Source organism: Azospirillum sp. BE72, from assembly GCF_031455875.1.
GTDB lineage: Bacteria > Pseudomonadota > Alphaproteobacteria > Azospirillales > Azospirillaceae > Azospirillum.
In genome coordinates this window covers 302671-316803 of record NZ_JAVDTO010000002.1, presented here as the reverse complement: position 1 = coordinate 316803, position 14133 = coordinate 302671, and the positions used below count along the sequence as shown (strand labels likewise).

Below are 14133 nucleotides of genomic sequence, written 5' to 3'. Positions count from 1 at the left end.
CATGGTAACCAAATTCCCATCCGCCCATCCTATGGCCGCGCGCCTGACGGCCGCCCTGCTGTTGCCCCTCGCGGCGGCGGCCTGCGCGCCCACGGTCAAGATCGAAGCGCCCGACAAGCCCATTGAGATCAACCTGAACGTCCGCATCGAGCAGGAAGTGCGGGTCAAACTGGAACGCGACGTCGACGACGCCATCCGCAACGACCCCGCCCTGTTCGGCCTGCCCACGGACTCCGTGCCCTCTCCTGCCAAGGGGAAAAAGTGATGACGACCCATTCCATCACCCGCCGCCGCTTCAACCGGCTGGCGCTGTCCGCGGTGGCAGCGGGGCTGCTGGCCTCCGCCTTGCCGTCACTGGCTTTTGCGCAGGATGCGCTGGCCGCCGCCAAGGCCGCGGGTCAAATCGGCGAGCGTCCGGACGGGCTGGTCGGCGCCGTTCCCGGCGCTCCCGCCACGGCCCAGGCGTTGGCCGAGCAGGTGAACGCCCAGCGGCTCGCCCGCTACCGCGAGATCGCCAAGGGCAACGGCACGGCGCTCGACAAGGTTCAGGCGGTCGCCGGCCAGCAATTGATCGAGCGGACCCCCGCCGGCCAATTCGTGATGACCGCCGCCGGCCAGTGGCAACGGAAGTGACCGACGCGGCCACCGTCGCCGACCTGCGCCGCCGTCTGGCTACCAAGCCGGGCGACGGTGCGCTGCTGGCTGCTCTGTTCGCGGCGCTCGATATGGCAAGGCAGGCTGGCACGCCGGAGGAGGCGGTCGCCCGCTCCAATTTCGGCGAGGCGCTGCGGCGCCAGGGCCGGCTGGCGGAGGCGGAGTCTCATCACCGCAAGGCGCTGGCGTGGCTGCCGGACTTTGGCGGCAATCATTTCAATTGGGGCGTGACCCTGCAGGCGCTGGGCCGCCCGGCGGAGGCAGCGTCAGCCTATGGCGAGGCAGCGCGGCTGATGCCGCGCTTTGCCCCGGCGTCCTGCAACCAGGGTGTCCTGCTGCGCGAGCTCGGCCGGCTGGACGAGGCCGAGGCGGCCTTGCGTGGCGCGATGGCGCTCGACCCCATGCTGGTGCCGGCGCGGCTTGCCCTGGCGGCTCTGCACCGCGACCGCAGCGACCTTGACCGCGCCGTCGCCGGGTTCCGCGCCTGCCTTTGCCTGCGGCCCGATCTGGCGGAGGGGCAGGCGAACCTCGCCCTGACCTTGAAGGAGCGCGGGCAGCGAGGCGGAGCGAAAGATGATGCCGCCAGCGTAATGGGATTCGAGCGCGCCCTGCGCATCGGCCTGCCCGATCCCGGCGGGGTGCTGGCGCAACTGGTGCAGCAGCGCCGGCACCTCTGCCGCTGGGATGAGCTGGAGGCGCTGTCCGCCAAGCTTGTCGGGCTGGTGCGGGAGGGGCGGACCCAGCAGGTCCATCCCTGGATCTTCCTCGGCGAAGGGGCGGGGCCGGAGTTGGAACGGGCCTGTGCAGAGCGCTACGCCGCCTGGAAGACCCGCGGCATCGCACCGGCTTTCCCGACCCGTACCGCCCGCGGCGCAAAGCTGCGCATCGGTTACCTTTCCGCCGACTTCCACGAGCACGCCACCGCGGTGCTGATCGCCGAACTGGTCGAGCGGCACGACCGCGGACGGTTCGAGATCGTCGGCTGCTCCTACGGTCCCGACGATGGCGGGCCGTTGCGCCGGCGGCTGACCACGGGGTTCGACTGCTTCCTCGACCTGTCCGCCATGACGGACGAGGCGGCGGCGCAGGCGATCCATCGGGCGGAAATCGACATTCTGGTGGACCTGAAGGGGCATACCCAGGGCGCACGGCCCGGCATCGCCGCCCGCCGGCCGGCGCCGGTGCAGGCACAATGGCTGGGCTATCCGGGAACGACGGGAAGTCCGGCCATCGACTATGTCATCGCCGATCCGGTGGTGGCGCCGGCCGATCATCAGCGCTTCTACAGCGAGCGCATCGTCCATCTGCCCGACAGCTACCAGCCGAACGACCGCAAGCGCGCGATCGGGCCGGTGCCCGGCCGTGCCGACTGCGGCCTGCCGGCTGACGGTGTCGTCTTCTGCGCCTTCAACGCGCCCTATAAGATCGGGCCGGATCTGTTCGGCCGCTGGTGCCGCATTCTGCAACGGGTGCCGGGATCGGTCCTGTGGCTGCTGGATGGGCCGGCGGAGGTGGCGGTCAACCTGCGCCGCGCCGCGGCTGATCGGGGGATCGCGCCGGAGCGGCTGGTCTTCGCCCCCCGGCTGCCCGGTCCCGCCCATCTGGCGCGGCACCGGCAGGCCGACCTTTTCCTCGATTCGAGCCCGGTCGGCGCCCACACCACCGCGAGCGATGCCCTGTGGGCCGGGTTGCCGGTGTTGACGGTGCCGGGCCGCTCCTTCGCCGGGCGCGTCGCCGCCAGCCTTCTGCGCGCCGTCGGGCTGCCGGAACTGGCCGTGCCGGATTGGGATGCCTATGAGGCGACGGCGCAGCGTCTGGCCGAAATGCCGACGGAACTGGCTGCGCTGAAACGTCGGCTGGAGGAATCGCGTGCGACCGCCCCGCTGTTCGACACCGGCCGCTTCGCCCGCTCCATCGAGGCTGCCTACCTCGCTATGTGGGATGTCCACGCGGCGGGCGGACCGCCGCGCGGGCTCACAATTCCGCCTCAGGGATAGGCACAGCGGTCTGCCGTGACCTCCACGAAGGAGCGCTGGGAGGCGGCGAAGGTGAAGCGGTACTCGCTGTTGTCGACCACCAGCGACTGGTGCAGCGGCAGCACGCCGGCAACCGTCGCGGTCTTGCCGCCGATGCCGGTGATGCGGATGGTCACCGGCTGGCCCGGATCGAACCAGCTTTCGGCATTGCCCTGCGTGTTGTGGGCGGACTGGCCTTCGCCCGTGACGGTCACGGTGCCGTTGCCGAAGGTCACGCCGCGCGCGCCCCCCTTCAGCAGCGGGGTGCTCAACGTGAAGCGCTTGGTTTCGGCCGGCTGGCAGTTGCGCTGAACCTGTGCCTGGGAGATGACGAAGGACAGGCGGTTGGCGTCCAGCCCGCTCTTCAGCCGTTCCGACACCAGCTGTGTCAGCTTGGCGAGGTCGCCGGTCGGCACCTCCCGCTGCAGGCGGCCTTCCAGCTCGGCGGAACGCGCCTCCGCCGTGCGGGCGGCATGCTGCATCTGTGTGGCCAGCAGTTCCAGTTCCGCCTTCTGGCGCGACAGGGTGGCGATCTCCTCCCGCAGGGTCACGTCGCGGCCCTTTAGCTGCTCGATCCCCATCTGGTAGGAGAAGAGGCCGACGCCGAGAACCAGTGCGGCAAGCAGCAGGAACTTGATCACGCCGGCCCGCATGCGCCGGCGGTACCGTCGTTCGTAGTCGTAACGTCCCAGGGTCATGATGTCGGTCGCGGCGGGCTGTCTCGTCGGGCGATATGGCTAACGGCAACGGCCAAGGGATGCAACCCCTTGGCCGTCAATTTTGCCGGGATGCCTTGTCGCTCCCGGCTATGAGCGCGCTCTGTCTACTGGTTGGCCGAGCTGCCGCCGAGGAAGCCGGCGTTCAGGCCGGGGCTCTTGAACTCGCCGACATTCTTGAAGACCAGACGGAAGAAGATGGTGTTGCCGTCCTGCTCGCCGGTGGTGCTGACCGTGTAGTCGCGGCGTGCGATGGTCTGGAAAACCAGGCATTCATCCGCATAGGACAGGACCGCCAGGCTGGATCGCGGACCGGGTTGCGGTTCCATCGCCTGGGTGTGGCTGACGCCGATGTTCCAATGGTCGGTGAACTGGGACGATACGCCGAAGGATGCCTGCTCAACCCGGTCGCGGGTGACCGCGGTGCGCGACGTGGTCTGGTCGACATAGGTATAGGAGGTGGACAGCCGCAGGAGAGGCACGCCGGCCGAGGCATTCAGCGAGTGGCGGCGCGGCCGGAGCGACTCATGGTCGATGCGGAAGCCGTAATTCAAATCCAGCCACTCGGCTGGCTGCAGGTCCAAACGGCCGACATAGTCGGACACGCTATCCTCCAGGCCCGAGCCGCCGGTGAAGCCTGCGCCGGTTTCGGTCAGGCGGCGGCTCTGGCCCAGGAACAGGCTGGCCGACCCCTGGGTGTTGCCGTAGATCGCGGTGCGAAGGCCGTAGGTGAAGCGCATGCCGTCGTCCAGCCGGTCGATACCGGTGAAGCGGTTGGGCTGCAGCAGGTTCACCTCGTCGAACTCGATGTCCAGGCTGTCCTCGTTCGGGAACAACCGGCCGTTCGGCAGCTTCGGCGCGAAGGTCAGCTGGCCGATCGGCTCGATCAGCTGGGAGGAGCTTTCGCCATAGCGGACGAAGGGATAGCGGACGGTCGCCTGCCCCTGCGGGAAGAAGCGGAAACGGCTGATGTTGTCGTCGCCGCGGACCGTCGGGTCGTTGTTGTTGAACTGCTGCGCCGTATAGCCGGCGACCAGCACGCTGCCCGACAGGGTGGTGACGAAACCGGCATTGGAAACGATGTTGCGCTCCCATCCCGGCTGCACGACGACGCGCTGGGTATCGGGTCCGGCATTCTGGAAGCGCGAGACGCCCAGCAGGCTGGTGTCCAGCGACCAGCGGCCGCCGAACAGGCTTCCCGGCTCGCCCAGCGCATTGTACTGCGCGTAGGGCAGGGCGACCGGTTCGGGAATCGGGTTCCCGTAGCGCATGTCCTGGAAGCTGTAGCCGGTGATCGCCGCATAGTTCCGGCCGCGGAAGCCCTCCACGAAGGCCTTGCTGGTCAGATAGTCCTCGCGGAAATCGTAATAGCGCCGCAGGAAGGTCGGGTCGCTCGCGCGCTTGATGTCGAAGCCGGCGCGCCAGGTCTCGTCGATGTCGAACAGGCCGCGCGCGGCGACGTAACCGCGGTTGCGCGTCTCCTTGGGCGCCGTGGTGCTGTTGCCGCCGTCGCCGCGGGTGATGGCGCCTTCCAGCTCCAGCCGGCCGTTCTCGAAGCGCTTGCGATACTGGCCGCCCAGCAGCGGCCCCTGCTGCGAATAGTAGTGCAGGTCGAAGGTGGCGTCCTGGTCCGGTCCGATGTCCCAGTAGTAATGGGTCTTGAGGATGGCGCCCAGGTTGGAGCTGTTGCCGGCGGACGGGGTCAGGAAGCCGCTCTTGCGGTCGACCGACGGATCGGGGTGCGACAGGTAGGGCGTGTAGGCGACGGGGATCCCGAAGATCTCCATCGTCGCGTCGCGATAGCGGACCTCGTGCTCCTCGTTGTCGTGCACGATGCGCACGGCGCGGATCTGCCACAGCGGCGGCCGGGTCGGGTCCTCCTTGCAGAGGTCGCAGGGGCTGTAGACGCCGCGGTTGACGCGCGTCAGCCGACCCTCGCGCCGCTCGCCCTCCGTGCCGGCCATCCGACCGTTGTCGGTCATCAGGACGCGGATGTTCTCGATGAACACGTCCTTCAGGTCGTCGGTCAGCTCGGCGTAGTCGGCGAAGACGATGTCGCCCGACGGCTCCACCAGCCGGATCTTGCCGGTGGCGGTGACGACCTTGGTCTTCTGGTTGTAGGTGATCTTGTCGGCGCGGACGCTGCGCTTGCCCTGCGCCAGTTCGACATTGCCGCTGGCGGTGACGAGGCTGTTCACCTCGTCGAAGGTCACCTGGTCGGCGGTGAGCAGCACCGGGTCCTGCTTCTGCGCCGTCCCGTTCGCCGTTTCGCCGGCCGTTCCATTGCCGCTTCCCTGCCCGGCGGGAGCCTGGGCGGCGGCCGGCTTGGTTCCGGGAACCGGGGTGGCCGGCGACTGGGCCTGCGCCATGTCGGTGAAGGCCAGATCCACGGCGGCGACCCCGCACGCCACCATCAGCCCGACGATGCCGGAGCGCAGGAGGGGATTGGCGGCGGTCGGAGCTTTGGCGCGGGCGCGCCGGGAAACGTGCTTGGGCATGGCGGAACGATTGGGGGAAGCGAAAGCCCAAGTCAACGGTTTCAAGACCCTGCCGCGGGCAATGTCACCGTGACGCCGTCCGCCCTGTGGCAGCAACGCCGCAGCCCCCGCCGCCGGAGCGGCGGCAGGAGCCGCGGAACTTCATCCGAACTGTCTCAAACGACCCGGAAGTTCTTGAACTGCCAGGGATCGTCCTCGTCGATGTCCTCCGGGAACAGGGTGTTGCGGTCCTGCAGGGGCGTCCAGTCGCCATAGGCGCCGACCACTTCACCCAGATAGGGGGAGGCGATGTCCAGCACCCGGCGGAAGTCGACCTCGTCCGGTTCCACCAAGCCCCGATTCGGGTTCTCCAGCGTCCAGACGATGCCGCCCAGAACGGTGGAGGTCACCTGCATCGACGTGGCGTTGTTGTAGGGGGCCAGCGACCGCGCCCTGTCGATGTCGAGCCGCGAGCCGTACCAGTAGGCGCCCTTGGGGTGACCCATCAGAAGCACGCCCAACTCGTCCATGCCGCCGGTGATCTCGTGCATCATCAGCCGCTGCTCGGCCTGCATGTTGTAGTTCTTGCCGACCAGTTCGTGCAGCGACATCACCGCGTCGTCGCAGGGATGATAGGCATAGTGGCAGGTCGGCCGGTAAACGACCTTTCCGTCTTCGCGCACCGTGAAATAGTCGGAGATCGAGATCGCCTCGCTGTGGGTGATGAGGAATCCGTGGAACGGTCCCTCCAGCGGGGTCCAGGTGCGCACGCGGGTGGCGGCACCCGGCCGCATCAGGTAGATGGCGGAATCGCAGCCGAACTCGTGCCGGCGCCCGTCGGGCGGCAGCGCCTTCTCATGCGTGCCCCAGCCGAGTTCGGCCGGCTGGCAGCCCTCGCTCACGAAGCCGTCGATCGACCAGGTGTTGACGAACTCGCCAATCTGCTTGGGCTGGTTCGACACCTGGGTGTCGCGCTCCGCCACATGGATGGTCTTGATTCCCAGCTTCTGCGCCAGCCGGCCCCAGCCGTCACGGTCGGCGGGGACGTGGGTCTCGACACCGGTGTCGGCGGCGATGTTCAGCAGCGCCTGCTTGACGAAATGCGACACCAGACCCGGATTCGCCCCGTGGGTGATCAGCGCGGTCGGGCCGCCTTCGAAGCGGCTGCGCAGCGCCAGTGCCGTTTCGCGCAGCGCGTAGTTGGAGCGCAGCGACGGCGACAGGCTGGAATCGGTATAGCCGCCCGCCCACGGTTCGGTGCAGGTGTCGGTGTAGAAGGCGCCGACCCGCTGGCAGAATTCGATCAGCGCGACCGACGAGACGTCGACCGACAGGTTGACCAGGAAATCGCCCTTGTCGATCAGCGGCTTCAGGACCTGGAAGAAATTGTCGTTGTCGAGCGGGTTGTTGTGGAAGGCGACGCCGTAAAGCTCCGCCTCCTCGCGCCCGCGCTCCTCGGCGGTGACGATGGTGATTCGGTCGGCGGTAAGTCCGTCGATGTGACGCAGAAGCAGCGGCAAGACACCCTGGCCGATCGAACCGAATCCAACGATGACCATGCGGCCTGTGAACGTGCAGAGCTTCGTGTCCAGGGCCATGATTTTTTGTCTCCCCGAGGTAGTTTAGGCCAACGACATGGGCCGGCGCTTCCGCCCACTTCGGAGAAGTGGGAACGGAACGCGCCGGACCGGTGAATGTTACGGGTGTCTTTACGCTTTATCCACAGATTCCGGCGGCGCAATCAGGCTGCGCAGGAGCGCAATTGATAGCCGGGAGTGGCAAGCAGCGGCGCGTCCGACACTTCCACGACGCGCGCCTGGTCGAAACCGTTGAAGGCTGTGCGCAGGCAGGAGCCGTAGGCGCCCAGCTGACCCAGCTCGATCCAGTCGCCGGCCTTGACGTCGGCCGGCAGATGGAAGGGGCCGTTCATCTTGTCGGCGCTGTCGCAGGTCGGGCCGTAGAAGCTGAAGGGCTCGTCGGCCGCGTCGGTCATCGCCTCGAACGGGCGGATCAGCCGCGCCGGGAAGCGGAAACCCGGCACGCCGGCGTCCGACAGGGCGCCATAGACGCCGTCGTTGATGAACAGCTCGCCGCCGCGCCGCTTCACCACCTGCACCACCAGCGAGACGCCGGGGGCGACCAGGGCGCGGCCCGGCTCGCACCACAGGCGGCAATGCGCCGGCAGGTCGATGGATGCGACGCCGCGGGCGATGGCGGCCATGAAGTCGCCGAGCGGCGGCGGGGTGACGCCCGGATAGGACACCGGGAATCCGCCGCCGACGTCCAGCACGTCGATGGTGACGCCGCTCTCGGCGATGACGTAACCGGCGAGCGCGATGGCGCGCTCGTAGGCCGACGGGTCGAGCATCTGCGAGCCGACATGGAAAGACAGCCCGACCTTGGGCGCGGCGGCGCGGGCGGCGCGCAGCAGTTCCACCGCATCGGTCATGGCGGCGCCGAACTTGCCGGACAGGTCGTAGACCGCATTGCCCTTCGGCAGAGCCAGACGGACGACGAGGCCGAGGTCGGCGGCGTTGTCCGTCTCCTCCAGGATCTTCTCCAGCTCCTCGCGGCTGTCGAGCACGAAGTCGCGGACGCCATACTGGCGATAGGCGTTGCGGATCGCCTGACGGCCCTTGACCGGGTGCATGTAATGCAGGACGGCGTCGGGGAACATCTGGCGGATCAGCCGGATCTCGCCGGGGGAAGCAACGTCGAAATGGCGCACGCCGCCGGCCCAGAGGGCGCGCAGCACCGCGGGTTCCGGGTTGCACTTCACGGCATAGAGCACGTCGCCGCCGCGGGCTGCGGCGTCCGTCGCCTCGGCGAAAGCGGCCAGGAAGCTGCCGGCGGTGTCGGCCAGCACGCCGGGGCGGATGCAGTGCATCGGCTCTTCCGGGCGGTGCAGGGCGACGGCCTGCGCCACGGTGGAGCGGCGGCCGCTGGACAGCGAAACGACGCTGCTGTCGTTCAGGCCGACGCGGCGCAGCGGGGTGACGGCGGAACGGGAACGCAGGAAGCCCATGGCGCACTCCTATCCCCGGACGGCGGCGTGCAAACCGGTCCGGTGAGCAGACGGCGATCCCCGGCCGCACCTTGAGCCGGCCAGCACAAGGCTGTGGCGCGGGTGGTGCAGCGGAATCGGCGATTGATCGGAAATTGGAAGGGGGGAGACGGAAAAAGCCGGTGCGAGCAGCGGCCCCGGGCTGTGAAGCTCCAGGCAACAGCGCGTCGTTTACCGGCTAAAGGGCTACCGTCTCACAGCCCCACCGTGGGCAGCGTACATACTGACCTCCCTCTCGGGACCGGCCCACTGGAATGGCCGGTTCTGCCAAAAAGGACGCGGTACGTCGTAGCATAACCACAGAGGGCCATAGGCACGTGCGGGTGCGTCGTGCCGATTGATTTACGCTATTCCGTCCGTGATTCAAGTGAAATTTTTGGGGCGCGAATAAGGCGAAGTCACGCCGCTTCGACAGCCACGGGATCGAATGGCGAGAAGCGCGCGGCGATGGTGTCGCCGGTTGGGCTGGCGATCCAGCCGTCCGGACGCGTGAAGAAGCGGATGGCGGTGAAGCGGGGCCGCGCCCCCATGTCGAACCAGTGCGGCGTGCCGGCGGGAATGCTCAGCAGGTCGCCCGCCTCGCACACCACGCGGAAGACCCGGCGGTCGAGATGGATGTAGAAGGCGCCCGAGCCCTCGACGAAGAAGCGCGCCTCGTCCTCGTCGTGGGTGTGCTCGTCCAGGAATTTGGCGCGCAGGGCGATGACGCCCTCCGTTGCCGGGGTGACCCGCACCACGTCGACGGACCGGAAGCGGCGGGCTTCCTTCAGCGCCTCGACCGGGGTGGCGTAGGCCGCCAGCACCGCTTCGGCGTCGGCGGAAGCGGGCAGGGGGGTGCCGGCGGTCCAGCGTTCGAACAGGATGCCGACATGGGCCAGATGCCCGGCCATCAAAGCGGGATCGGCCGTGCTCAGTTCCGGCCGGAGGGCGTCGTTCTCCAGATACACGGTCAGGTGACTCAATGCGCTCTCTCCCGCCGAACCAATGTACACAGCCTGAAGTGATGCCGCTCGCGACGCAATAAGCGGAATCGCAAGCGCGACGGTTCGCCGCGCGATCAGCGGCTGCGCTGGAGCCCCACGGTCACGGCGACCGCAATCACCAGCAGCAACCCGACGAAAGCCGCCACCCCGGTCCATCCGTAATCATGCCAGAACAGACCGCCCAGTGTCCCGGCCAGGGTGGAGCCCAGATAATAGCAGAACAGGTAGATGGACGAGGCCTGCCCGCGCGCCACCATGGCCCGGCGGCCGATCCACGCGGACACGATGGAATGGGCGCCGAAGAAGGCGAAGGTGAACAGCGCGATTCCGGGGGCGATGGCGAACAGGCTGTCGAACTCCATAAGGACGAGACCGGCCACCATCAGCGCCACCGCCGTCGCCAGGGTGCGGTTCGACCCGAAGCGGCCCGACCAGCCGCCGAACAGCGGCGAGCTGACGACGCCGAAGCTGTAGACCAGGAACACCGCGCCGACGACCGCCGGCCGCAGTTCGAACGGCGGCTCGCTAAGGCGGAAGCCGATGTAGTTGAAGACGGTGACGAAGCCGCCCATCAGCAGGAAGCCCAGCGAGAACAGCCCGAGCAGGGCCGGATCGGTCAGCAGCCCGCGCCAGGCGCGCACCAGCGCCTTCATCCCGGCGGCGCGGCGGACGAAATGGCGCGAGGGCGGCAGGGCGAACCAGACGGTGACCGCGGCGGCAACCGCCAGCGCGCCCACCACCCCGACCGCCAGCCTCCAGGTGCCGAGATCGGTGACGACAGCCGTCAGCACGCGGCCGGACATGCCGCCGATGGCGGTCCCGCCGATGTAGAGACCCATGGCGACGCCTGCCGATTTCGGATCGACCTCTTCGGAGACATAGGCCATGGCGACGGCGGGCAGGCCGCTCAGCGCAAGCCCTTCCAGCGCCCGCACCGCCAGGAAGCCATGCCAGTCCGGCATCAGCGCGCCGACGATGCCCAGCAGGCCGGCGGCGAGCAGGGCCGCCACCATCACCGGCTTGCGGCCGATCCCGTCGGAAATGGCGCCCGCCACCAGAAGCGCGCCCGCCAACACGCCGGTGGTCAGCGACAGCGACAGGCTGGATTCGGCCGGCGTCACCCCGAACTCGCGCACGAAGTCGGGCAGCAGCGGCTGGACGCAATAGAGCGTGGCGAAGGTGGAGAATCCGGCGACGAACAGGATGCGGCTGGCGCGGCGATAGGCGGGGGTGCCGGCCTGCAGATAGGCGGTTTCCGCATCGGCCTGGGCACCGGTCTCGATCTCGTCGCGCACGCGCTGGGCTCCATCCAAGGTCTTCGCGCCGGCTGCTGCAGCGCACCAGCGACATTGCCCTGTGGCGGCCCTCCGTTCCAACAGCCGCCGCGGCGCAGCGGCCATGCCGTTCGTGCAGGTCCCTATCAGGAGTGGTGCCGCCACGGCCTTGTACTGGACCTTCGCCGGGGCGCGCCGTATAACCAGTGCCCCACACAATTCGTTGATTGTTCGAGCCATGCACGACCTTCGCGCCATCCGTGAGAATCCCGAAGCCTTCGACCGCGGCCTTGGCCGCCGGGGACTGGCGCCGATGTCGTCCTCCGTGCTCGACCTCGACGGCCACCGCCGCGCCGCGCAGACCCAGATGCAGGAGATGCAGGCCCGCCGGAACGAGGCGGCGAAGGAAGTCGGCCTCGCCAAGCGCGAAGGCCGCGACGCCCAGCCGATCCTGGACGAGATGGCGGCCCTGAAAGACCGCCTGCCCCAGGTGGAGGAGGAGGAACGCGCGCTCGGCGCCGAGTTGGACGCGCTGCTGGCGGGCCTGCCCAACATCCCCGCCGACGACGTGCCGGACGGGCCGGACGAGACCGCCAACGTCGAAGTCCGCCGCTGGGGCACCCCGGCCGACATCGCCAACCCCAAGCAGCATTACGAGCTGGGCGAGGCGCTGGGCCTGATGGATTTCGAGGCGGCGGCCCGCATGTCCGGCGCCCGCTTCACCGTGCTGAAGGGCGGTCTGGCCCGGCTGGAGCGCGCTCTCGCCGACTTCATGCTGGACATCCACACGTCCGAGCATGGCTTCACCGAGATCGCGCCGCCGCTGATGGTGCGCGACAACGCCCTGTTCGGCACCGGCCAGTTGCCGAAGTTCGAGGAGGATCTGTTCAAGACCACCTCCAGCGACCATTACCTGATTCCGACCAGCGAGGTGCCGCTGACCAATCTGGTCAACGACCAGATCGTGGCGGCGGAGGAACTGCCGCTGCGCTACACCGCGCTGACTCCCTGTTTCCGCGCGGAAGCCGGATCGGCCGGGCGTGACACCCGCGGCATGATCCGCCAGCACCAGTTCTGGAAGGTGGAGATGGTCGCCATCACCGCGCCGGAACAGTCGGAGGACGAGCACCAGCGCATGACCCGCTGCGCCGAGACGATCCTGGAGCGGCTGGGCCTGCCCTACCGCACCATCGTGCTGTGCACCGGCGACATGGGCTTCTCCTCGCGCAAGACCTATGACGTCGAGGTGTGGCTGCCGGGCCAGAACGCCTACCGCGAGATCTCCAGCGTGTCCAATTGCGGAGATTTCCAGGCGCGGCGGATGAAAGCCCGTTGCAGGGCCAAGGGCGAGAAGCAAACTCAATTCGTGCACACCCTCAACGGATCGGGTGTGGCGGTCGGGCGCTGCCTGATCGCGGTGCTGGAGAACTACCAGCAGCCCGACGGTTCCATTCTGATCCCGGAAGCGCTCCGCCCCTACATGCGCGGAGTGGAGAGGATTTCGATCTGATGTTCAACCTGCCGCTCGACCTGTCCCAGACGCGCATCCTCGTCACCAACGACGACGGCATCCATGCGCAGGGATTGAAGGTCCTGGAAGCCATCGCGCGCGAGCTGTCCGACGACGTCTGGGTGGTTGCGCCGGAGATGGAGCAGTCGGCGGCCAGCCATTCGCTGACCATCAACCGGCCGCTGCGCCTGCGCAAGCTGGACGAGCGCCGCTATACCGTGGACGGCACGCCGACCGACTGCGTTCTGCTGGCCGTCAACCATGTGATGCGGGACTCCCGTCCGACGCTGGTGCTGTCCGGCGTCAACCAGGGCTCCAACATCGGCGAGGACGTGACCTATTCCGGCACCATCGCCGCGGCGATGGAGGCGACGCTGCTGAACGTCCCCGCCATCGCCATGAGCCAGCATTACGAGCCGGGCCAGCCGATCGACTGGTCCGCCGCCGCCACCCATGGGGCGGAGGTGGTGCGCAAGGCGGTGACGGTCGCCTGGCCGAAGAACGTGCTGTTGAACGTCAACTTCCCGGCCCGCCCGGCCGAGGAGGTGGCGGGCATCCAGGTGGTTCGCCACGGCAAGCGCAAGATCGGCGACGAGCTGTTCGAGCGCGTGGACCCGCGCGGCAAGCCCTATATCTGGATCGGCACGCTGCGCGGCGAGGCCGACGTGTCGGACGACACCGACATCCATGTCGTGTTCAACGGCGGCATCTCGGTGACGCCGATCTACCTCGACCTGACCCACACCCCGACGCTGCAGACGTTGAGGCAGGCTTTCGTGTGACCTACAACCCGCGCAAGATCCGCTTGCTGATGGCCCTTCGCGGGGCCGGCGTCACCGACACCCGCGTGTTGGCGGCCATCGAGCGGATCCCGCGCGAGTTGTTCGTGCCAGAGGCCTTCCAGGACCGGGCGTGGGAGGATGTGGCGCTGCCGATCGACCTCGGCCAGACCATCAGCCAGCCGCTGGTGGTCGGGCTGATGACCCAGGCGCTGGACCTGCACCCGCGGCACCTCGTTCTGGAGGTCGGCACCGGCTCCGGCTATCAGGCGGCGGTGCTGTCGCGGCTGTGCCGCCGGGTCTTCACCATCGAGCGGCTGAAGCCGCTGCTGCGCGAGGCGGAAGCACGGTTCAAGGCGCTGGACATCGGCAACATCACCACGCGGCTCGGCGACGGGACGCGCGGCTGGCCGGAGGTGGCGCCCTTCGCCCGCATACTGGTCACAGCCGCCGGTGGGCCCGAGCCGCCAAAAGACTTGACGGATCAACTCGCCGTTGGTGGTGTCATGGTCATTCCGCTGGGGACCGATCACCGCGACCAAAGGGTGGTGCGTTTCCGGCGTTCCGAAGCTGGCCTTATCCGGGAGGACCTGTGGCCCGTCCGTTTCGTTCCGCTGCTGTCCGACCCGCCACAACCGGTCCGTTCCGCATGAGACCCGTC

The 14133-nt window shown here is 68.3% G+C and carries 12 protein-coding genes; 6 read left to right on the top strand and 6 right to left on the bottom strand.

Going from position 1 to position 14133, the window contains the following annotated elements; all coding sequences use genetic code 11:
* The first annotated feature begins 1 nt into the window (after window position 1).
* Genes J2Y49_RS07630 through J2Y49_RS07620 form a run of 3 tightly spaced genes read left to right on the top strand, consistent with a single transcriptional unit; the run spans window position 2 to window position 2651 of the window.
* Window positions 2-265: a YnbE family lipoprotein gene (locus J2Y49_RS07630; protein WP_310113768.1), complete on the top strand. Its 264-nt coding sequence runs from the start codon at window positions 2-4 to the stop codon at window positions 263-265.
* Entirely contained in the window at window positions 265-633 is a 369-nt protein-coding gene (locus J2Y49_RS07625) for a YdbL family protein (RefSeq protein ID WP_310113767.1), read from the top strand. The genes J2Y49_RS07630 and J2Y49_RS07625 overlap by 1 nt, the downstream gene beginning before the upstream one ends.
* Window positions 630-2651, top strand: coding sequence for a tetratricopeptide repeat protein (locus J2Y49_RS07620; RefSeq protein WP_310113766.1), 2022 nt, complete (start codon window positions 630-632; stop codon window positions 2649-2651). Before J2Y49_RS07625 ends, J2Y49_RS07620 begins: the two co-directional genes overlap by 4 nt.
* Here J2Y49_RS07620 and J2Y49_RS07615 read toward each other — a convergent pair.
* The 6 genes from J2Y49_RS07615 to J2Y49_RS07590 form a co-directional block, all read right to left on the bottom strand.
* Window positions 2642-3367: a hypothetical protein gene (locus tag J2Y49_RS07615; protein WP_149223566.1), complete on the bottom strand. Its 726-nt coding sequence runs from the start codon at window positions 3365-3367 to the stop codon at window positions 2642-2644. The two genes, J2Y49_RS07620 and J2Y49_RS07615, sit on opposite strands and share 10 nt — an antisense overlap.
* 125 nt (window positions 3368-3492) lie before the next feature.
* Entirely contained in the window at window positions 3493-5883 is a 2391-nt protein-coding gene (locus tag J2Y49_RS07610) for an LPS assembly protein LptD (protein ID WP_310113762.1), read from the bottom strand.
* 155 nt (window positions 5884-6038) lie between these two features.
* Window positions 6039-7460: a saccharopine dehydrogenase C-terminal domain-containing protein gene (locus J2Y49_RS07605; protein WP_310113760.1), complete on the bottom strand. Its 1422-nt coding sequence runs from the start codon at window positions 7458-7460 to the stop codon at window positions 6039-6041.
* 143 nt (window positions 7461-7603) lie between these two features.
* Window positions 7604-8887, bottom strand: coding sequence for a type III PLP-dependent enzyme (locus J2Y49_RS07600; RefSeq protein ID WP_310113759.1), 1284 nt, complete (start codon window positions 8885-8887; stop codon window positions 7604-7606).
* A gap of 437 nt (window positions 8888-9324) precedes the next feature.
* Window positions 9325-9888, bottom strand: a complete 564-nt coding sequence (locus tag J2Y49_RS07595) for a cupin domain-containing protein (protein ID WP_310113757.1) — start codon at window positions 9886-9888, stop codon at window positions 9325-9327.
* A gap of 95 nt (window positions 9889-9983) precedes the next feature.
* The gene (locus tag J2Y49_RS07590; protein ID WP_310113756.1) at window positions 9984-11204 is read right to left on the bottom strand and encodes an MFS transporter; all 1221 of its coding nucleotides are present in this window, start codon (window positions 11202-11204) and stop codon (window positions 9984-9986) included.
* A 217-nt stretch (window positions 11205-11421) separates the two neighbouring features.
* Here J2Y49_RS07590 and serS point away from each other — a divergent pair, with 217 nt between their 5' ends.
* Genes serS through J2Y49_RS07575 form a run of 3 tightly spaced genes read left to right on the top strand, consistent with a single transcriptional unit; the run spans window position 11422 to window position 14125 of the window.
* The gene (gene serS / locus J2Y49_RS07585) at window positions 11422-12693 is read left to right on the top strand and encodes a serine--tRNA ligase (RefSeq protein ID WP_310113755.1); all 1272 of its coding nucleotides are present in this window, start codon (window positions 11422-11424) and stop codon (window positions 12691-12693) included.
* Window positions 12693-13475 carry a 5'/3'-nucleotidase SurE gene (gene surE / locus J2Y49_RS07580; RefSeq protein WP_310113754.1) on the top strand — a complete coding sequence of 261 codons (783 nt, stop codon included), beginning with the start codon at window positions 12693-12695 and terminating at the stop codon, window positions 13473-13475. The genes serS and surE overlap by 1 nt, the downstream gene beginning before the upstream one ends.
* The gene (locus J2Y49_RS07575) at window positions 13472-14125 is read left to right on the top strand and encodes a protein-L-isoaspartate(D-aspartate) O-methyltransferase (protein WP_310113753.1); all 654 of its coding nucleotides are present in this window, start codon (window positions 13472-13474) and stop codon (window positions 14123-14125) included. The genes surE and J2Y49_RS07575 overlap by 4 nt, the downstream gene beginning before the upstream one ends.
* The last annotated feature ends 8 nt before the right edge of the window (window positions 14126-14133 follow it).